An 18631-nucleotide genomic window follows, 5' to 3' on the forward strand; every position below is an offset into this window, starting at 1 on the left:
GCTCAGCTCCAGTTCGGTCGGGCCGCCGCGATGCCCGCCAGATACCGGTCGTAGCCCGCCCGGTAGCGGTCGCCTCCGGCGGGCTCGAAGACCCGGCCTTCCGGCGTCCACCCCGATGGCTCGGACGCCACCGTGGACAGTGCCGCGAGCGCGGCGCCGCGGGCACCGATCTCCTCACCGGCCAGCACCCGCACCGGCCGGTCCAGCACGTCGGCGAAGATCTGCGCCCACTCCGAAGAGCCGACCCCACCGCCGCACGCGGTCAGCTCGCCGGTCAGCTCCGCCGCGGTCAGGCAGTGTCGGGCGCTGTAGGCGATCGCCTCGCAGGTCGCCCGGACCAGGTCGGCGGGCGCGTGGCCCAGGTGCAGCCCGTCGATCCGGGCACGGGCGCGGGGGGCGACGAACGGCGCCCGCTCGCCGGCCTCGGCGAAGAACGGCAACACCGTGAGCTCCCCGGACCGGCCGGAGGCCAGCAGCGCCGGCAGGTCGGCCACCGTGGCGCCGACCAGCCGCAGCACCCAGTCGAGGGCAGCGGTGCCGACCATCGCCGGCAGGGCCCGCAGCCAGCGGTTCGGCTGCCAGGTGCTCAGCGTCAGGCCGGCCGGCTCGCCACCGGTGTCCACGGTGTCCCGGAGCACCTGGCAGGCCAGCGTGGTCCCGACGGTGAGCAGTCCGTCGCCCGGCGCGCGGACGCCGGCACCCCAGGCGGAGGCGGGCAGGTCGTAGGGCGCGCCCACGATCGGCAGCCCGACCGGCAGCCCGGTGGCCTCGGCGGCGGCCGCGCTCAGCGGCGCGTGCGGCGCGTCGTGCACCGGTGCGAGCAGGCCCGCCCGGTGGGTGAGCCCGCAGGCGGCGATCAGCTCCTCGTCGTACCGCCTGGTGCGCGGGTCGAGGAACGGCGCCGACGCGTCGGACGGGTCGGTCGCCCGCAGCCCGGTGAGCCGCTGCACCACCATGTCCTTGCAGTAGCCGGCGGTGGCCGCCCGGTCGAGATGGTGCGGCTCGTGGACGTCGAGCCAGGCCAGCAGCGGCCCGGCGCCGCCGGGGAAGGGGTAGTTGCCGGTCCGCCGGTACGCGAGCGCCGCGATGCCGTCCGCGGTCCAGCGCTCGAGGATCGGTGTCGAGCGGGCGTCCAACCAGGAGATGGCGTGCCGGACCGGCCGGCCGTCGCCGTCGAGCAGCCACAGCCCGTCGCCCTGTGCGGTGACGCCGACCGCCGTGACCGCGCCGGGCAGCAGTTCCCGCAGCTCGCGCAGCACCGCCACCACCGAGCCGAAGACCGCGTCGGCGTCCTGCTCGTAGCGGCCGTCGCTGACCCGGTCGAGCACCGTCGGTCGCGCCGCGCGAGCCAGCGCCACCCCGTCGGCGTCGAAGGCGACCGCCTTGGTCACCGTCGTTCCGGCGTCGACACCGATGACGATCATCGGGACACGTTGTACGAGAGGAGGCCGACCGGCTCGGGGAAGCGGAGCGTGACCGTCGCGGCCGGGTCCAGCACGGGCAGCCGGCGCCGGTACTCGGACAGCGGCACGCCGAGCACCGCGCAGACGACCAGCCGGATCAGCGTGCTGTGCGCGACGACCAGGATCCGCTGCCCGCCGTGCGCCGCGGCCAGCTCGTGCAACGCCGCCAGCCCGCGCTCGGCCGCCTCGCCCGGCGGCTCCCCACCGGGGAAGTGCCCGGCCACCGGGTCCGCCTCGAACCGGGCCACCATCGCCTCGTCGGTCGCGCGCAGCTCGGCCAGGGTGTGTCCCTCGGCGACGCCGAAGTCGAGCTCCCGCAGCCGAGGGTCGACCAACGCGGTCAGGCCGTCGACCGCGGCCGCGGTCTGCCGTGCCCGCACGAGGTGCGAGCAGGCAAGCGCGGCGAACCCCTGACCGCCGGCCCACCGGGCCAACTCGGCCGCCTGCGTCACGCCGACCTCGTCGAGCGGCACGTCGCTGCGGCCGGTGTAGCGGGTCGGCTGGTGCCAGGCCGTGCGCCCGTGGCGGGCCAGCACCACCGTCGTGGTCGTCATGCCGGCTCCTTGGCGTAGGCGGCGAGGGCGGCGTCGACGTGGCCGCGGTCGGCCAGCGCGTCGACGAAGCGGGCGAACGGCTCGGCGAACCGGTCACCTGGTCGCGGTACCACTATGTCGGCGATTCGGACCATCTGCGCCGCGGTCGCGGTCAACCCGCCGTCGCCGGCCGCGGCGACCACGGCCATGCCGAGCGCCGGTTCCGGGGTCGCGGGGATGAGGGCCGGGCGGCCGAGGACGTCAGCGCGCAACTGCGACCAGTAGCGGCTGCGGGTGGCACCGCCGGTCAGCGCCAGCGAGCCGGTGGTGTCGGCGCCGAGCCGGCGCAGGTGGGCGTAGCAGAGCCGCTCGACGTAGGCGACGCCCTGCAACAGGCCGGCGTAGTGGTCGGCAGGGCTAGCGAACTCGCCGAGCGTGAACGCCTCCGCCTCCGGCCGCACGAACGGGAAACGCTCGCCCCGGCCGCGCAGCGGGTAGACCACCGCGCCAGCGGGCTCGTGCTTGACAGCCTTCAGTTCCAGCGCCGCGCGGTCGGCGCCGGGAAACTGGTCGTCGACGACGGCAGCGCCCACATTGGACGCGCCGCCGGGCAGCCAGCCGCCGTCGGGGTGCCGGTGCGAGTAGACCGCACCGGACGGGTCGGCGAGCCGGGCCGTGGTGACGCCCTTGACCACCAGCGTCGTGCCCAGCACGGAGTTCCAGCTTCCGGCGGCGAGCGCACCGGCGGCGACCTGCGCGGCGCAGCCGTCGGTCAGCCCGGCGCGCACCGGCACGCCGACCGGCAGCCCCGTGTGCGCCGCGCCGGCCGGCCCGACCGTGCCGATCAGGGTGCCCGGGCGGACCACCTCGGGCAGCGCGGCGGCCGGGACCTCGGACGCGGCCCAACCGTCGTCGTAGCCGGTCTTCAGCGCACTGGTCCAGTCGGTGGCGACCAGCTCGCCGGTCAGCCGGTCCGCGAGGTGGTCGCCGCAGTGCCGCACCACGAGCCGGCCGGCGGCCAGGCCGCTGCGTACCTCGGCCGGCCCGTGCCGGAGCAGCCACAGCAGCTTCGGCAGGGCCCAGGTCCGCTGCATGCCGGCGTCGGCCGGGGCGCGGGCGTCGTCGTACATCAGGGCCGGGGTGTGTGGTGTCCCGTCGCGGTCGGCGAGGAGGAACGTGCCGGAGGTGGCGCAGATGGCGAGCGCGGCGACCTGGTCCGGCGAGACGTCGCGCAGCACCTGGCGGAACGCCGAGCCCAGCGCCGCCCACCAGTCCGCCGGGTCCTGCTCGTGTCGGTCGCCGGTGCGCCGGCCGGTCAGCGGCACCCCCGCGCGTGCCACCACGGTGCCGTGTTCGTCGGCGAGCAGCACCCGCAGGCTCTGCGTGCCCACGTCGACCCCGGCGAACAGCATCAGGTCACTCCACCCGTGTCGATCGGCTGCCGGCCGTCGTCGGTGCGTTGTAGGCGACGAGCAGGTGCGGCCCGTCCGGACCACCGTGGTCGATGACGGTGTACGAGCAGTTCAGCACGGGTGCGAAGGCACGCTCGCCGGGACCGGGCACACCGAGCGCCTCCGCCGTCGCCACCCGGATCGGCCCGCCGTGCGTGAACACGACGACGGTGCCGGTCGCTTCGGCGGCCGCCTCGTCCAGCACCGCCCAGACGCGCTTGCGCAGCTGACGGTAGGTCTCGCCGCCGCCGCGGGCGATGTCGACACCGCCGTCGACCGCGGCCAGGTCGTCCGGGTGGGCGGCGGCCACCTCGGCCCGGGTGCGGCCGCCCCAGGTGCCGACGTTGATCTCGCGTAGCCGGGCGTCCTCGCGTACCGTGCCGCCGATCCGGCGGAGATAGGGCTCGGCGGTGTCGCGGGCCCGGGGCAGGTCGCTGCTCAGCACCAGGCCGGCCGAGCCGAACCGTCCGGTGAGTACCTCGGCCACGACCTCGGCCTGGGCCACGCCGGCCTCGGTCAGTCCAGAGTCCTCCTGGCCCTGGTAACGGTCCTCGACATTCCAACGTGACTCGCCGTGCCGCACCAGCACCAGCCGTACCCGTGGATCGGTCATATGTTTGATCTTCATCGCCACGCCTCAAGTTCTCAAGCTGGAGGACTCCCTCCTTAACGACGGCTAGGCTGATATTGGCAGGGGTGGCCTTGACGCGCGCATTGCGCGGCCATGTGCCCGGCGCGACCTTTCGCGGTTTTTCCCCCTCGCTCGATAAGGGCACCCGCGGCACAGCCGGATAAGGAGTCGGAGTCGTGAAGAAGCTGATCAACGAGCCAGAGGGCGTGCTCAACGACGCACTGGTGGGATTCGCGGCCGCGAACCCGGACCTCGTCGTCAACCTGGAGGACCGCTACATCAGCCGAGGCCCGACAGCGGGCAAGGTCGCGCTGGTCTCCGGTGGCGGATCCGGCCACGAGCCGCTGCACGGCGGATTCGTCGGCTACGGGATGCTCGACGCCGCCTGTCCGGGTGAGGTGTTCACCTCGCCGGTGCCGGACCAGATGCTGGCCGCGACCAAGGCCGTCGACGGCGGTGCGGGCGTGCTGCACGTGGTCAAGAACTACACCGGTGACGTGCTGAACTTCCAGATGGCGGCCGAGCTGGCCGGCGACGACGGTCTCCAGGTCGAGTCGGTGCTCGTCAACGACGACGTCGCGGTGGAGAACAGCACCTACACGGCGGGCCGACGGGGCACCGGCGGCACGGTCTTCGTCGAGAAGATCGCCGGCGCGGCGGCCGAGCGCGGTGCCGACCTGGCCGCCACCGCGGCGGTGGCCCGCGAGGTCAACGACCGTTCGCGCTCGTTCGGCATCGCGCTCAGCGCCAACGTCATCCCGGCCACCGGCAAGCCCGGTTTCGAGCTCGGCGACACCGAGATCGAGCTCGGCGTCGGCATCCACGGCGAGCCCGGCCGGGCGCGCGGGCAGGTCAGCACCGCCCGGGAGCTCGCCGGTGTGGCGCTCGACGCCATCCACTCCGACATGCCGCTCTCCGGCGACGTGCTGGTGATGGTCAACGGCCTGGGCGGCACACCGCTGATCGAGTTGTACGTGGTCTACGCCGCCGTCTCCGAATGGCTGGAGGGTCACGGCGCCACGATCACCCGCAACCTGGTCGGCAACTACATCACCAGCCTGGAGATGGCCGGTTGCTCGATCACCGTGGCCAGGATGACCCCCGAGCTCACCGAGCTGTGGGACGCACCGGTGCAGACGCCGGCGCTGCGCTGGGGTCGTTGATGGACACCAGCGCTTTCCAGGCGTGGGTGCACGAGGCGTCGCTGCTGATCACCGAACACGCCTCTCGGCTGACCGACCTCGACGCGGCGATCGGGGATGGCGACCACGGCATCAACCTGCGCCGTGGCTTCCAGGCGGCGGACGAGATGATCGAGAAGTCGGAGTCCGAGACGGACACGCCCGGCGCGGTGCTCCGCACGGTCGGTCGGGCACTGATCAGCAAGACCGGCGGCGCCTCCGGACCGATCTACGGGACCGGGTTCCGCCAGGCCGGCAAGGCGCTGGGCGACGTGACCGACGTCGACGCGGTGCTGCTGGGCAGCGCCCTGGAGGCCGCGTTCAACGGGATCCAGCAGCTCGGCGCCGCCCACCTGGGCGACAAGACGCTGCTGGACGCGCTGGGCCCGGCGGTCACCGCGTACCAGGTGGCGGTCGAGGACGGTGGCGACATCGTCGCCGCCACCCGGGCCGCCGCGGACGCGGCCGAACGCGGGCTGGCGGAGACCATTCCGATGCTGGCCCGCAAGGGCCGGGCCAGCTACCTCGGTGAGCGCACCATCGGCCACGAGGATCCCGGTGCGGCGTCGACCGCGCTGATCATGCGAGCGCTGGCGACCGTGGCCGCCGGCGAGGCATCGTGACGGCGGTCGCGCACCGGTGGACCGGGCAGGGGGTCGCACCGGGCGCGGCTGTCGCCGGCTCCTGGCGGGCGGACCGACCGATCCCGGCCGGCACCGTCCACATCGGTCCGAACGAGGTGGAGGCGGCGTTCGCAGCCGTCGCGGCTGAGCTCGAACAGGCCGCCGAGCGGCAACGCCAGCAGGGCCGCTCCGCGGCGGCCGACATCGTCGAGGTCGGTGCGCTGATCGCCGCGGACCCGGATCTCGTCGACTCGGCCAAGCAGGCGGCCGGCGCCGAGCAGCCGCTGCCGGCCGTGCGCGACGCCGTGGAAAGCTACGCCACCGTTCTCGACTCGCTGCCCGACGAAGCGCTCAGCCAACGGGCCGCCGACGTGCGCCAGGTCGGCCGACGGGTGCTGGAGCGGCTGGCCTACCCGGACGGTGGCCGCGACGCACCGGCGGGGGACCGGTTCGTCCTGATCGCCACCGACATCGGACCGGCCGACCTGATCGACCATCTGGGTGGGGGCCTGGTCGGCGCGGTCGCGGTGCGCGGCGGGGCCAACTCGCACGCCGCCATCGTCGCCCGCTCGGTCGGGCTGCCGCTGGTGACCGGCATCGACCCGGAGGTGCTCGACCTGCCCGACGCGACCGACCTGCTCGTCGACGCCGACGCCGGGACCGTCGTCGCCGAGCCGTCCGCGACGGAGGTGGCGCGCACCGAGGCGGCATCGGCGCACGAGCTCGAGCGCCGGGGCCGACTCGCCGCCGAACGCGGCCTGCCGCACGTCACCGCGGACGGCCAGCCGTTCGGCCTGTACGCCAACGTGGCCTCGGACGTCGAGGTCCGCCTGGCGCTGGAGAGCGGCGCCATCGGCAGCGGCCTGGTCCGCACCGAGCTCGGGTTCCTCGAGGCCGACCGGTGGCCCGGCGAGGCCGACCACCGGCGGACGCTGGCGCCGCTGCTGGCCGAGGCGCACGGCCGGCCCGTCACGGTCCGGCTGCTCGACTTCGCCAACGACAAGATCCCCCCGTTCCTCTCCCCACCGGCCGGGCTGCCGTCGCTGCTCGCCAACCCCGCGGCACTGACCGCCCAGATCCGCGCGATCGTCGACCTGGGCCGTGGCGTGGGGCTGCGGATCATGGTGCCGATGGTCACCAGCCCCGACCAGGTGGCGCCGGTGCGGGCCATCGTCAACGCGGCCTCGGTCACCTTCGGTGTGCCGGCGCCGCCGGTCGGCGCGATGGTCGAGACGATCGCGGCGGTGCGCGACATCGACGCCCTCTGTCAGGTGGTCGACTTCGTCTCGATCGGCAGCAACGACCTGACCTCCGAGGTGCTCGACCTGGACCGGATCGACCCGCGGGCGCGCACCGAGCTCGCCGCACATCCGCGGGTGCTGTCGCTGATCGGTCGGGTGGTCGCGGCGTCCAACGCCGCCGGGCTGCCACCGCTGACCGTCTGCGGCGACGCCGGCTCGCATCCGACGACACTCCCGTTGCTGCTCGGCGCCGGTGTGCGGTCGGTCAGCGTGGCGGTGGCCCGGATCGACGAGACCCGGTGGAGGCTGCGCCGGTTGGACGCCGCCGAGTGCCGCACACTGTTCACCGACGCGTTGCGGCTGGGCGGCGCCGGCGAGGTCGCCGCGTTGGTCGAGGAACGGATTGAGGTGGCCATGCCATGACCGAAGGCCTGGGACTCGTGGGGATCGTGCTCGTCTCGCACAGCGCCGCCCTCGCCGAAGGCGCGGCGGAGCTCGTCCAGCAGATCTCCGGCGGGGCGACGGTGGTGCCGGCCGGCGGCACCGACGACGGCGGTCTGGGCACCAGCACCGCCCGGATCGAGGCCGCCATCGACGACGCCGAGACCGGATCGGGAGTGCTGATCATCCCCGACCTCGGCAGCGCGGTGCTGAGCGCGCGGGCGGTGCTGGCCGACCTGGCGGGCGAGACCACCGCGCGGCTCGTGGACGCACCGTTCGTCGAGGGCGCGGTCGCCGCGGCGGTGGCCGCCGGCAGTGGCGCCGACCTGGACGCGGTAGCCGCGGCCGCCGAGGAGGCGCGCGATGCCACCAAGTTCTGACGGTGCCGTGGAGCGGGTGGTGGTGCTGCCCAAACCGCTGCACGCCCGGCCGGCCGGCCAACTCGCCCGGCTCGCCGGCCGGCACAAGGAGACCACCATCCAGCTCGTCGCGGGTGCGAAGAAGGCCAACGCCCGCGGCGTGCTCGCGGTGATGGCGATGGGCGCGGTGACCGGCACCGAAGTGACACTGACGGTCACCGGGCCGGACGCGGAGGCGGTGGCCGACGAGGTCGCCGACATCCTCACCGCCGCTGAGGCCGTCGACGGCTAGCCCGTACCCCGGGACGCTGGCACCTGGGGTGAAGGGCGTTCGCGTGTGCCCGAGTACCTTCGACTCGACGGCGGCCCGGTCGCCGCCTGAGTGAAGGAGAAGCGGCATGCGACTGATGCGGATCGGGCCAGCCGGCGCCGAGCGTCCCGTTTTGCTCGACGGGTCTGGTCAGTATTTCGACCTCGGCGGGGTCACCTCCGACATCGACCCGGCGTTCTTCGCCGGCGACGGCATCGAGCGGGTCCGCGCGGCGCACGCCGCCGGTTCGCTGCCGGTGTTCGACGCGGCCGGCCAGCGGATCGGTGCGCCGATCGCCCGGCCCAGCGTGGTGCTCTGCATCGGGATGAACTACGCGGCGCACGCCGTCGAGTCGGGCGCCCAGCCGCCGGAGCAGCCGGTGATGTTCTACAAGGCCCCGAACACGGTGGTCGGTCCGGACGACGATGTGCTGATCCCGCGCGGCTCGAAGGAGACCGACTGGGAGGTCGAGCTCGCGGTGGTGGTCGGCCGCCGTGTCCGCTACCTCTCGTCGCCCGACGAGGCGCTCTCCTACGTGGCCGGCTATGTGATCGCCAACGACGTGTCGGAGCGGGAGTTCCAGCTCCGGCAGAGCGGCGGCCAGTGGTCGAAGGGCAAGAGCAGCGAGACCTTCAACCCGCTCGGCCCGTGGCTGGTCACCGCCGACGAGGTGGCCGACCCGCAGGCACTTCGGCTGCGCTCCTGGGTCAACGGCGAGCCGCGCCAGGACTCGTCGACCGCCGACATGGTCTTCAACGTGGCCACGCTGATCTACCAGCTCAGCCAGGTCACCGTGCTGGAGCCCGGTGACCTGATCAACACCGGCACTCCCGAGGGCGTCGCGCTCTCGGGCCGCTTCCCCTATCTGACCGCGGGCGACGTGGTCGAGCTGGAGATCGACGGTCTCGGCCGGCAGCGCCAGCTCTTCCAGCAGGCCTGATCCGCTTACTGGATGACGCCCTCGGCCCGGAGCTCCAATTGCGCTTGGCCGAGGGCGACGGCGGCGAACTCGGCCACCTCGGGATCCAGGTCGCGTCGGCTCACCGCCCAGCCGGCCGTGGCGCTCAGACCTGGCCGCAGGGACTCCCGGGACAGGAACATGCGGAGTTCCTTGCCGACCTCGTCGCGGCGGCGTAACGAGATCATCCCCGCGCGTTCCGCCACGGCGGGAAAGCTCCGGGGTACGACGATCAGCGCGTCGTCGTCCGGGAACACGACGTTGTCGAAGTCCATGCCGTCGAACTCGGCGTAGCGGAAGTCGCTGGACGCGAAGGTCACGTTCCGCAGGAGCATCGGTGCTGGCTGGCCGCGGCCCAGGAACCGCACGTCCGACAGCCGGCCGGTGAACCGGCAGCCGACGAAGGAACACGCCGTGAACTCGACGCGGCGCAGGGCCGGGAACGTCGTACCCGTGAAGGTCGTGCGCTCGGCGCTGAGGTGGTTCGACTTGATCCCGGCCAGGTCGACCGATGACCAGATGCCGCCGGCGACTATCGCCTCCCGGAGGTCGGCCCGCCGCATGGTGGACTCCGCGACGGCCCCACCGCTGAACACCGTGGCGGACAGGTTGGCGTCGTCGAATCGGCACCGTCGCCACCGGACGCCGGTGAGGTGCGCCCCGGACAACCAGGCATGGCTGAGGTCCGCGCCGGTGATCTCACCTCCCTGCGCGTCCACACCACCGGCCGGCAACCCGCGCAGGTCGACCAGGCCGTCCACGGTGGGCAGTCCTTCCAGCGAGGTTCCGTTCGCGAGCCGCTCCAGAACCTCGCGGGCGCGGGCGACCCCGTCCCCGGTGCTCCAACGCTTGACCAGCTCGCCAGGCGGCACGTCGACCTCCTTGGACGGGAAAGGCGTCAATGTACCGGGATTCCGGCTGGCATTTCGTACCCGAAAAGCGGTGATGGCCGGATTACCATGTGTCCACTATGCGCAGATTATTCAGTGCGGTCGGCATCTTCCTTTCCGCTGGGCTGCTGGCCGCCCCGGGCGCCGCGGTCGCAGCGCCGCCGGGCTACGACGGCTCCGTCGTCACGATCACGACCGCGGCCATCGGGGCACCGAACAACCCGGCCGTCGCCGTCGTACCCTTCACCGACGCCGTCTACCGCACGTGCGCCGACGCGCCGGTGTCCTCGCGCGGCTGCCTCATGGTCGGCCGCGTCGGATACCCGTACCAGATCGGTCGACTCGAGGTCACCGTCAAGCAGTGGGTGGCGTTCCTCAACACCGCCGACGCGGACGGGCGTGACCCGCACAACCTCTACGACCTCACCGAGAGCGCGACGGCCTGGCCCCGGTACGGGCAGATCGACTTCGCGCCGCGCGCGGGGCGGGGACACCACTACTCGGTGGCCTATCCACAGTGGGCGGACAAGCCCTACGGCTTCGCGACGTTCCTGCGGGCGGCCCGCTTCGTCAACTCGCTGCACAACGGTCGGGTGATCGGGACGAAGACCCGGGACGCCGGTGCCTTCCGCTACACCAGCTACGAGATCCGGCTCTCACCCCGCACCGAGACCGGCATGTACGACATGGCGCGCCGCGTGCCGACGCGTACCAGTGCCGCCGGGTTCGTGGTCCCGAGCCAGAACGAGTGGATCAAGGCGGCCTACTACGAGCCGCGGAACCGCACCTATTGGAAGTACCCGACGAACCCGGGCGTCTTCGGAGACGGCGACGACACGGCGCCCAAGCAGACCGTGCTCAACCCGTCGACGGGCGACGTCACCAACGGGGCGACCCAGCCGCTGGCCTCCTTCCACGCCAGCGGGACGCCGGCGCCGGCCTGGTGCCCGGGACAGGTGCCGGACGAGCTCTGCACCACGGTCAACCCGATGGGGCTCGATCCGCAGACGTACGCCTCGGTCTACCAGGGCAGCCTTTCGACGGTCGGGCAGGCGCGCACGCTCTCACCGTGGGGCACCCTCGACCAGGGCGGCAACGCGGTCGAATGGACCGACACCGTCACCCCACCGCCGGCGGGGCAGAGCGGCGAGCGGGTCTGGCGACGGCTGCACGGCGGCATCTCCAACGCGCCGGCCTTCCAGATGTGGCCGTCGGCGGTCGGGCTCCAGCCACAGGACAACTCGTTCTTCGAGCACACGTACCCGTGGCTCGGCATCCGGATCGGAATTGTCGGAGGGCTCCGCTAGCGTCCCGGTCATGGGTGAGTTCCTTGCGGTGTCGGCGTTCCGGACCGAGCACGCCGACCAGGTGATGGGCAGCGTCGAGCGATATGTGCGCACGCACGGCTGGCGCACCGAGGAGGTCGTCGGCGGCTCTGCCTACGACTACAAGAACCACGTGCTCCAATACGCGCCCGTCGACGGCTGGACCGTGTTGCTGTGGCCGACCTACTTCACCGACGTGCCGGCGGCGGCGTTCGTGTCCGGGGAGCTGGGTGTGTTGGCGAGCACGGCACACATCCACGACGGCGACTACTGGGCACACACGCTGCTGCGTGACGGCACGATTCTCGACCGGTTCGCGTCCATGGTGGACTACTTCACCGACGACCCCGCCGTGGTCGCCGACCTCAAGCGCGGGTGGTCGGGCGACCCGGCGGTGGTCGCCTCGGCGATCGGCCGACCGGTCGACGACCTACGCCCCTATCTGGTCCACATCGCGCTGGGCGACGACGAAGAAGAAGACCCGGTGGAGGTCAAGGCGTTCCCCGACGACCGGTTCACGCTGGAGGACGCGTGGGTCTTCGTCGACTTCTGGCGCCGGCTGGGCATCACCTACCCGGCCGACGTCGACGCCTTCGCGGGCCGGCTGGGCCTGGCCGAGGGCTGGTTCGGCAAGCTACCGGAAGGCGCCGAGGGAGACCTCTAGAAGAGTGTCAACGGCTCGACGGGCTCGGGTTCGGGCAGCGGCCGCAGGCCGGGCACCTTGGCTCGCACCTCGTCGTGGAAGCGGCGGGCCAGGGCCGGTGCGTCGGCGTTGTCCGGGGTGTGCACGAAGACGGTGGGGGAGCGGCCCTCGCGCAGCCAGCCGGCGGTGACCTCGACCCAGCGCTGCCAGCCCTCGACCGTCGCGTCGGTGGCGTCGCGGCCGAGATAGCGGACGATCGGAAACTCGGTCAACGCCCGCGTACGCAGCGGCATGCGCGGCTTCTTCGTCCACGCCTCGCGCTCGGCGGCACTGGTCGGCGGGCGCCGGAAGAACGCGGTGGTGTCGAACGGCACCCACTCCGCGCCGTCCAGCACCCGCTCCAGTGCCTCGGCCGCCCGCCGGTCGGTGAAGAACGCCGGGTCGCGGACCTCGACGGCGCACCGGTAGGCGGGCGGCAGACGGCGCAGGAGGACCCGCAGCGCGCCCAGGTCGGCGGGCGTGAACGAGCCCGGAAGCTGGATCCACAGGGCATGCGCCCGCGCGCCGAGCGGCTCGATCGCGTGCAGGAACGCGCGCAGCGGCTCGTCGGCATCGACGAGCCGCCGCTCGTGCGTGATCACCTTCGGCAGCTTGACCACGAGACGGAAGTCCGGATCCGTCTGCGCTGCCCACGACTCGACCGTCGCGCGGGCCGGCGTCGCGTAGAAGGTGGTGTTGCCCTCCACCGCGTCGCACCAGCCGGCGTAGTGGCGCAGGCGCTCCGCCGACTGCTGAGGCAGGAAGCGCCCTTGCCACGACTTGAGCGACCACATCGCGCAACCGACCGCCAGACGCATGGGCTCTACCGTAGGTCAGCGCTGGATGGACTTCGTCTCCAGGAACTCCGCCAGACCGTAGCGGCCGAACTCGCGACCGTTGCCGGACTGCTTGTAGCCGCCGAACGGCGCCAGCGCGTTCCAGTGGCCGCCGTTGACGTCGACCTGACCGGCGCGCAGCCGACGGGCCACCGCCAGGGCCTGCTCGGGTGGGCCGAAGACACCGCTGGTCAGCCCGTACACCGTGCTGTTGGCGATGGACACGGCCGCGTCCTCGTCCGCGTACGGGATGATCGTCAGGACTGGGCCGAAGATCTCTTCCTGGGCGATCGCCGAGTACGGGTCGACGGCGGCGAAGATCGTCGGTCGGGCGTACGCGCCGCCGGTCAGGCCCTCCGGGTGGCCCGGACCGCCGAAGACCAGCTTGGCGCCGTCGGCGATGCCGCGCCGGATGTACCCGTCGACCTTCTGGCGGTGTGCCTCGGAGGCCAGCGGGCCGATCCGGGTGGCCGGGTCGTTCGGGTCGCCCACGGTGTAGGCCGCCGCGGCCGCGACCGCGAGCTCGATCGCCTCGTCGTGGAGTTCCGCGGGGACCAGCAGCCGCGGCCACGAGCCGCAGACCTGGCCACCGTTGATGAACGCCATGCCGAGCCCGGCCTGGATCGCGCCGGCCAGGTCGGCGCCGGGGAGGATCACGTTGGCGCCCTTGCCGCCGAGCTCCAGCGCGACCCGCTTGACCGTCCCGGCGGCGACGGAGGCGATCCGCCGGCCGGCCCGGGTGGAGCCGGTGAACGAGATCATGTCGATGTCCGGGTGCGCCGAGATCGCCTCGCCGACGACCTCCCCGGTGCCGTGCACCACGTTGAAGACACCGGCCGGCAGGCCCGCCTCGACGGTGATCTCGGCCAGGATCCGCGCGGTCAGCGGCGCGACCTCCGAGGGCTTGAGCACCACGGTGTTGCCGGCGACCAGGGCCGGCGCCAGCTTGGCGACCACCTGCTGGAGCGGGAAGTTCCACGGAGTGATCGCGCCGACGACACCGATCGGCTCGTGTACGACCAGCGAGTTGCCGAGCTCCTCGGTCCAGGCGAAGTCCGCCGCGAGGTCGGCCATCGAGGTGGCGACCGCGACCGGGAAGTCGACGTGTGCGGTGCTGGACAGGCTAAGCGGCGCGCCCATCTCGGCGGTGATCGCGGCGGCCAGGTCGGCCCGCCGGGCAGCGAGGCCGGTGCCGATCCGCCGGACCGTTGCCGCCCGCTCGGCGGGGCTCGTCGCCGCCCAGCCGGGGAAGGCGGCCCGGGCGGCGCCGACGGCGCGGTCCACGTCGGCGGCGGTCCCGGCCGGGACCACGCCGGCCACGCTCCCATCGGCCGGGTTGATGACGTCGATCGTCGCGGCGTCCGCGGAGGGCACGGCCACGCCGTCGATCCAGTGCGAGTTGTTCATGTGACCGAGTCTTGGTCGGGGCGCGGTGCCTAACCAGGGACAACTGATCCGTGGAACAGCTCCGGCATTTTGGTTGTTCTTGCTGCTGGCAGGGTCCCTTCTCCCGGGGTGATCCGTGTCACGGGAGGAAACATGGACCGCACCGGACTCGCCGAGTTCCTACGGACCCGGCGGGCGGCAGTGCAGCCGGAGGACGTGGGGCTGCCCCGCGGCCGGCGCCGCCGCACCGGCGGTCTGCGCCGCGAGGAGATCGCGGCGCTGAGCGGCATGTCGACCGACTACTACAGCCGGATCGAGCAGCGGCGCGGCCCGCATCCGTCGCGGCAGGTGCTCGGCGCGATCGCCGGCGGGCTGCGGCTCTCCGGCGAGGAGCGGGACCACCTGTTTCAGCTCGGTGGTTATCCGTCACCCGCCCGGCCGGCCACCGACGACCAGGTCAACCCCGGGATGCTGGAGGTCTTCGCGGGCCTCGCGGGCGGGGCCGCGCAGGTGGTCAGCGAGCTCGGCGAGACACTGACGCAGACCCCGTTGGCCGCGGCCCTGTTCGGCGACCAGACTGAGCACAAGGGACTGTCGCGCAGCCTGCACTACCGCTGGTTCACCGATCCGGCCGCGCGGAAGCTCTACCCGGCCGCGACGCACGCGCGACACGGGCGCCTGCTCGCGGCGGACCTGCGTCGCACGTACACCCGATCAGGTCCGGACTCCCGAGTCGGTGCTGTTGTCCGCGCCCTGCTGGCGCGCAGCCCGGAGTTCGCCGACATCTGGCGGGAGCACCCGATCGCGGTCGCGAACTGCGGCACCAAGCGCATCGAGCATCCCGCGCTCGGCCCGCTGGACCTGCACTGCCAGATCCTCCTGGACCCCGACCACTCCCAGGCCCTCCAGGTCTTCACCCCGGTCCCCGGCACCGGCACGGCCGAGAAACTCCAGCTCCTAGCGGCATAAACCACAGGATTTCGGTACTAGCCTGGCCGTGTGCCGATGCCACGCCCGCACCGGGCCACCGCTGCCCTTCTCGCCCTGCTCGCCGTGGTCCTGTTGGCCGGTCCGGCCCGGGCCGACGACCCGCTGCGGCTCAACTCGCAGCTCACCGACCGGTCCGATGTGCTCGGCTCACGCGCGGGCACGGCGGCCGCCGCGTTGCAGGGGCTGCGTGCCAACACCGGTCTCCAGCTCTTCGTGGTCTTCGTGCACACCTTCTCCGGCGTACCGGCCCAGCGGTGGACCGACGAGACGGCCGTGCGCAGCGGCCTGGGCGATCGCGACGGACTGCTCGCGGTGGCCACCCACGACCGGGAGTTCGCGTACTCGTTCCCACAGAACTTCCCGCTGAGCGACGCGACGCTGGCCGCCGTGGCCGCGACCGCCATCGAGCCGGCGCTGGCCCAGAACGACTGGGCGGGCGCGGTCGTCGGCGCGTCGAACGGCTACGCGGCCGCGCTGGCCGGCCAACCGATCCCGGCTCCGGTGATCCAGCCCGGCCCGCCCGACAACGTCTCCAGTAGCGGCGGCCGGGGCGCCCTGATCGGCGGGCTGGTGGTGGCCGGGGTCGTGGTCGTGCTCATCGGTGCCTACCTCGTCTACCGGCGCCGCCGCCGTGCTCCGGCCCTTTCCTCGCCGCCGTCCGCGGGCGAGCCGATCGCCAAGCTCCAGGACCGGGCCAACACCCTGCTGATCGAGCTGGACAACGAGCTGCGGTCGAGCGAGCAGGAGCTCGCGATCGCCACGGGCCAGTACGGTGCGTCGGCGACCGCAGAGTTCACCGCAGCGCTGGAGAGTGCGCGGACCGAGGTCGCTGAGGCCTTCCGGCTGCGCATGACGCTCGACGAACAGCCAGGGGACGAGGCCGCGACCCGCGCCGTCCTCACCGAGATCATCCAGCGGTGCGCGGCCGCCGACGAGCGCCTGGACGCCACGGCCGAGGACTTCGACCGACTCCGCGAGATCGAACCGCGGGTCGAAGAACTGTCGGCCGCGCTGGGCGAACGCTCGAGTGCACTCTCGGCCCGGCTACCGGCTGTTTCGGCGGCGGCGGCGTCGCTCGGCAGCAGCTACACAGGGCCGGCGGTGTCGACGGTCCTCGCGAACCCGGAGCAGGCCCGCGAACGGCTCGGCTTCGTGACTACCGCGCTGTCCCGCGCGTCGTCGGCGGTCGCCGCCGGCCGGCGCCCCGAGGCCGCGTTGGCGGTGCGGGCGGCGGAGGAGGCGCTGCGTCAGGCCGAGACGTTGCTGGACGGCGTGGACAAGGCCGGCACCGATCTCGCCGCGGCCCGGGCAGCGGCCGACGGATTGCTGGTCGAGATAGACGGGGAGGTCGCCGCCGCGCGGGCCGCCCGTTCCGACGGTGAGTTGGCCGCGGCGGCCGAGGCCGGCGAGGCGGTGACGGCGTCGGTGCGCTCGGGGCTGACCGGAGCGCCGACGGACCCCATGACCGACCTGCGACGGTTGCAGGAGGCGGATGCGCGGCTCGACCGGGCGCTGGCCGCGTCGCGGGACGAGGCGGAGCGGGTGGCACGGGCACGCGGGCTGTTGAGCCAGGCGCTGCCGGTCGCCCGAAGCGAGGTAGCGGCCGCAGACCAATACCTGATGACCCGCCGGGCCGCGGTGGGCACGCAGCCCCGAACGCTACTGGCGGAAGCCAGCCGGCAACTGGCCCGCGCGGAGGCGCTGGCGGCCGACGACCCGGTGGCGGCACTGACGGCGGCCCAGGAGGCCGGGCGCTTGGCGGGTGCGGCCAGCCAGGCCGCGTACTCGGACGTCGACGCCTGGCAATCAGGCGGCTGGGGCCAACCCGGCTACGGACGCGGCGGCGTCGGCGGCGAGGCGCTGCTGGGTGCCATGCTCGGCGGAATCCTCGCGGGCGGTGGCGGCTCGCGCTACCGACGCTCGCGCGGCGGATGGGGCGGCGGCTTCGGTGGCGGCTTCGGTGGCGGTTTCGGCGGCAGCACGAGCCGAGGCCGCCGATCGGGCGGCGGCGGCTTCGGCGGCGGCCGCCGAGGCGGAGGCGGCCGCTTCTGAAGCGGTCGAGCAGCGCCGCCCAGCGGACGCGGCGGTGGCGGGCCGCTGTGGCGGCAGCCGTTTCTGAGGCGGTGAGGCGGCCGCCGCGCAGCGGACACGGCGGTGGTGGCCGCTGAGGCGGAGGTGGCTGTTTCTGAAGCGGTGGAGCGGCCGCCGCGCAGCGGAGACGGTCTTGGCGGCCGCTGAGGCGGAGGTGGCTGTTTCTGAAGCGGTGGAGCGGCCGCCGCGCAGCGGAGACGGTCTTGGCGGCCGCTGAGGCGGAGGCGGCCGTTTCTGAAGCGGTCGGGCGGCCGCCGCGCAGCGGAGACGGTCTTGGCGGCCGCTGAGGCGGAGGCGGCCGTTTCTGAAGCGGTCGGGCGGCCGCCGCGCAGCGGACACGGCGGTGGTGGCCGCTGAGGCGGAGGTGGCTGTTTCTGAGGCGGTGGGGCGGCCGCCGTCGCAGCGGGAAAAGGCCGTGGCTGCGGCCGACCTCGGGACGGGGCCTGGTGTTACCGCGCGGCCTACGTGTTCCGGCATGTGCGCACGTGCCAGAACACGTACGGGCGCGGAATCGCCACCTCCATCCGCGGCGATCCGCACTGGCGTCACCGGACCCGCGTCGTGGCGACCGAATTCGACAGTCGGGTCATCCGTCATGGCGCGAATCCGACGCCACCGACGCGGGTTAGCTGCGGCACCGGCGCCGACCAGCGCGCTGGTCCATGATCCTGTGCGGCTAATCGACAAACCGACACCATCGAGCCACGATCATGTGTGGCTGGTCGAGTTCTCCCACGGCGTGTCGACCAGACCCGGCACACACGATCACGCGGAATCCCCCCGCCATACGGACTCACCACGCATGATCACGCCCGCCCGCTGAACGCTTAGCCAACAAGCCTCACCCGATCTTGCTCAGGCAGGGCGTAACTGGCCAGCCCGGCGCAGCGCGGCCCTGATCAACAAGGAACCCCCTAGGGTCCGTCTCGTGGATCAGGCGGCACTCCGCCGGGCCTGGACGAAGACCGGCCGCACGCGAAGAGCGGCCGCATGCGACGCCGGTACCCGACCGCTCTCCGCGCACGCCCGGGTGAGACACCCGGGCCTGGACGACGACCGACCCCACGCGAAGAGCGGCCGGATGCGACGCGGGCATCCGACGGCTCTCCGCGCACGCCCGAGTGCGACACCCGGGCCTGGACGACGACCGACCCCACGCGAAGAGCGGCCGGATGCGACGCCGGTATCTGATCGCTCTCCGCGCCCGCCCGGACGCCGCCTCGACCTCGCCGCAGCACCA

Annotated in this window: 17 protein-coding genes; 10 read left to right on the forward strand and 7 right to left on the reverse strand. The window is 73.2% G+C overall.

Features of this window, described 5'->3' with window-relative positions; translation table 11 throughout:
* Positions 1-2 precede the first annotated feature (2 nt).
* From BLV39_RS08065 to BLV39_RS08080, 4 genes are read right to left on the reverse strand one after another with little or no spacing between them, the layout of a single operon-like run.
* A complete protein-coding gene (locus tag BLV39_RS08065) occupies positions 3-1424 on the reverse strand; it encodes an FGGY-family carbohydrate kinase (RefSeq protein WP_204082810.1) in 1422 nt (473 codons plus the stop codon).
* On the reverse strand, positions 1421-2017 hold the full coding sequence (locus BLV39_RS08070) for a histidine phosphatase family protein (RefSeq protein ID WP_090788903.1): 597 nt from the start codon (positions 2015-2017) through the stop codon (positions 1421-1423). Before BLV39_RS08070 ends, BLV39_RS08065 begins: the two co-directional genes overlap by 4 nt.
* Positions 2014-3408, reverse strand: a complete 1395-nt coding sequence (locus BLV39_RS08075; RefSeq protein WP_090788905.1) for an FGGY-family carbohydrate kinase — start codon at positions 3406-3408, stop codon at positions 2014-2016. The genes BLV39_RS08070 and BLV39_RS08075 overlap by 4 nt, the downstream gene beginning before the upstream one ends.
* A gap of 4 nt (positions 3409-3412) precedes the next feature.
* Complete coding sequence (locus tag BLV39_RS08080) at positions 3413-4075, reverse strand: histidine phosphatase family protein (RefSeq protein ID WP_143049678.1); 663 nt, start codon at positions 4073-4075, stop codon at positions 3413-3415.
* Positions 4076-4254: 179 nt separating this feature from the next.
* Between BLV39_RS08080 and dhaK the strand changes: the two genes are divergently transcribed.
* From dhaK to BLV39_RS08110, 6 genes are all read left to right on the forward strand, one after another.
* Positions 4255-5241 carry a dihydroxyacetone kinase subunit DhaK gene (gene dhaK, locus BLV39_RS08085; RefSeq protein ID WP_090788909.1) on the forward strand — a complete coding sequence of 329 codons (987 nt, stop codon included), beginning with the start codon at positions 4255-4257 and terminating at the stop codon, positions 5239-5241.
* Positions 5241-5882, forward strand: coding sequence for a dihydroxyacetone kinase subunit DhaL (gene dhaL / locus BLV39_RS08090; protein WP_090788911.1), 642 nt, complete (start codon positions 5241-5243; stop codon positions 5880-5882). The genes dhaK and dhaL overlap by 1 nt, the downstream gene beginning before the upstream one ends.
* The gene (locus BLV39_RS08095) at positions 5879-7546 is read left to right on the forward strand and encodes a putative PEP-binding protein (protein WP_090788913.1); all 1668 of its coding nucleotides are present in this window, start codon (positions 5879-5881) and stop codon (positions 7544-7546) included. Before dhaL ends, BLV39_RS08095 begins: the two co-directional genes overlap by 4 nt.
* Positions 7543-7944, forward strand: coding sequence for a dihydroxyacetone kinase phosphoryl donor subunit DhaM (gene dhaM / locus BLV39_RS08100; RefSeq protein ID WP_090788915.1), 402 nt, complete (start codon positions 7543-7545; stop codon positions 7942-7944). Before BLV39_RS08095 ends, dhaM begins: the two co-directional genes overlap by 4 nt.
* The gene (locus BLV39_RS08105) at positions 7928-8215 is read left to right on the forward strand and encodes an HPr family phosphocarrier protein (protein WP_090788917.1); all 288 of its coding nucleotides are present in this window, start codon (positions 7928-7930) and stop codon (positions 8213-8215) included. Before dhaM ends, BLV39_RS08105 begins: the two co-directional genes overlap by 17 nt.
* 106 nt (positions 8216-8321) lie before the next feature.
* Positions 8322-9173 (forward strand): fumarylacetoacetate hydrolase family protein, encoded by an 852-nt coding sequence (locus tag BLV39_RS08110; RefSeq protein WP_090788919.1) that lies wholly within the window; start codon positions 8322-8324, stop codon positions 9171-9173.
* A 5-nt stretch (positions 9174-9178) separates the two neighbouring features.
* Here the strand turns inward: BLV39_RS08110 and BLV39_RS08115 are convergent, their stop codons facing one another.
* Entirely contained in the window at positions 9179-10063 is an 885-nt protein-coding gene (locus tag BLV39_RS08115) for a pentapeptide repeat-containing protein (protein WP_176984806.1), read from the reverse strand.
* A 98-nt stretch (positions 10064-10161) separates the two neighbouring features.
* On the opposite strand from BLV39_RS08115, the gene BLV39_RS08120 reads away from it, so the two are divergent.
* Together BLV39_RS08120 and BLV39_RS08125 are read left to right on the forward strand one after the other, a co-directional pair.
* Entirely contained in the window at positions 10162-11388 is a 1227-nt protein-coding gene (locus tag BLV39_RS08120) for a hypothetical protein (protein ID WP_204082811.1), read from the forward strand.
* Between the two features lie 10 nt (positions 11389-11398).
* The gene (locus BLV39_RS08125) at positions 11399-12070 is read left to right on the forward strand and encodes a hypothetical protein (protein ID WP_090788923.1); all 672 of its coding nucleotides are present in this window, start codon (positions 11399-11401) and stop codon (positions 12068-12070) included.
* On the opposite strand, the gene BLV39_RS08130 is transcribed toward BLV39_RS08125, so the two are convergent.
* Together BLV39_RS08130 and BLV39_RS08135 are read right to left on the reverse strand one after the other, a co-directional pair.
* Positions 12067-12882 carry a DUF72 domain-containing protein gene (locus BLV39_RS08130; RefSeq protein ID WP_204082817.1) on the reverse strand — a complete coding sequence of 272 codons (816 nt, stop codon included), beginning with the start codon at positions 12880-12882 and terminating at the stop codon, positions 12067-12069. The two genes, BLV39_RS08125 and BLV39_RS08130, sit on opposite strands and share 4 nt — an antisense overlap.
* Before the next feature lie 39 nt (positions 12883-12921).
* Complete coding sequence (locus BLV39_RS08135; protein ID WP_090788927.1) at positions 12922-14331, reverse strand: aldehyde dehydrogenase family protein; 1410 nt, start codon at positions 14329-14331, stop codon at positions 12922-12924.
* A gap of 132 nt (positions 14332-14463) precedes the next feature.
* Here BLV39_RS08135 and BLV39_RS08140 point away from each other — a divergent pair, with 132 nt between their 5' ends.
* Both BLV39_RS08140 and BLV39_RS44725 read left to right on the forward strand, forming a co-directional pair.
* Entirely contained in the window at positions 14464-15279 is an 816-nt protein-coding gene (locus tag BLV39_RS08140; RefSeq protein ID WP_090788929.1) for a helix-turn-helix transcriptional regulator, read from the forward strand.
* A 36-nt stretch (positions 15280-15315) separates the two neighbouring features.
* Entirely contained in the window at positions 15316-17352 is a 2037-nt protein-coding gene (locus BLV39_RS44725) for a TPM domain-containing protein (RefSeq protein ID WP_090788931.1), read from the forward strand.
* Positions 17353-18631: the final 1279 nt, after the last annotated feature.

The organism is Asanoa ishikariensis (assembly GCF_900107455.1).
In the GTDB taxonomy this organism is placed as follows: domain Bacteria; phylum Actinomycetota; class Actinomycetes; order Mycobacteriales; family Micromonosporaceae; genus Asanoa; species Asanoa ishikariensis.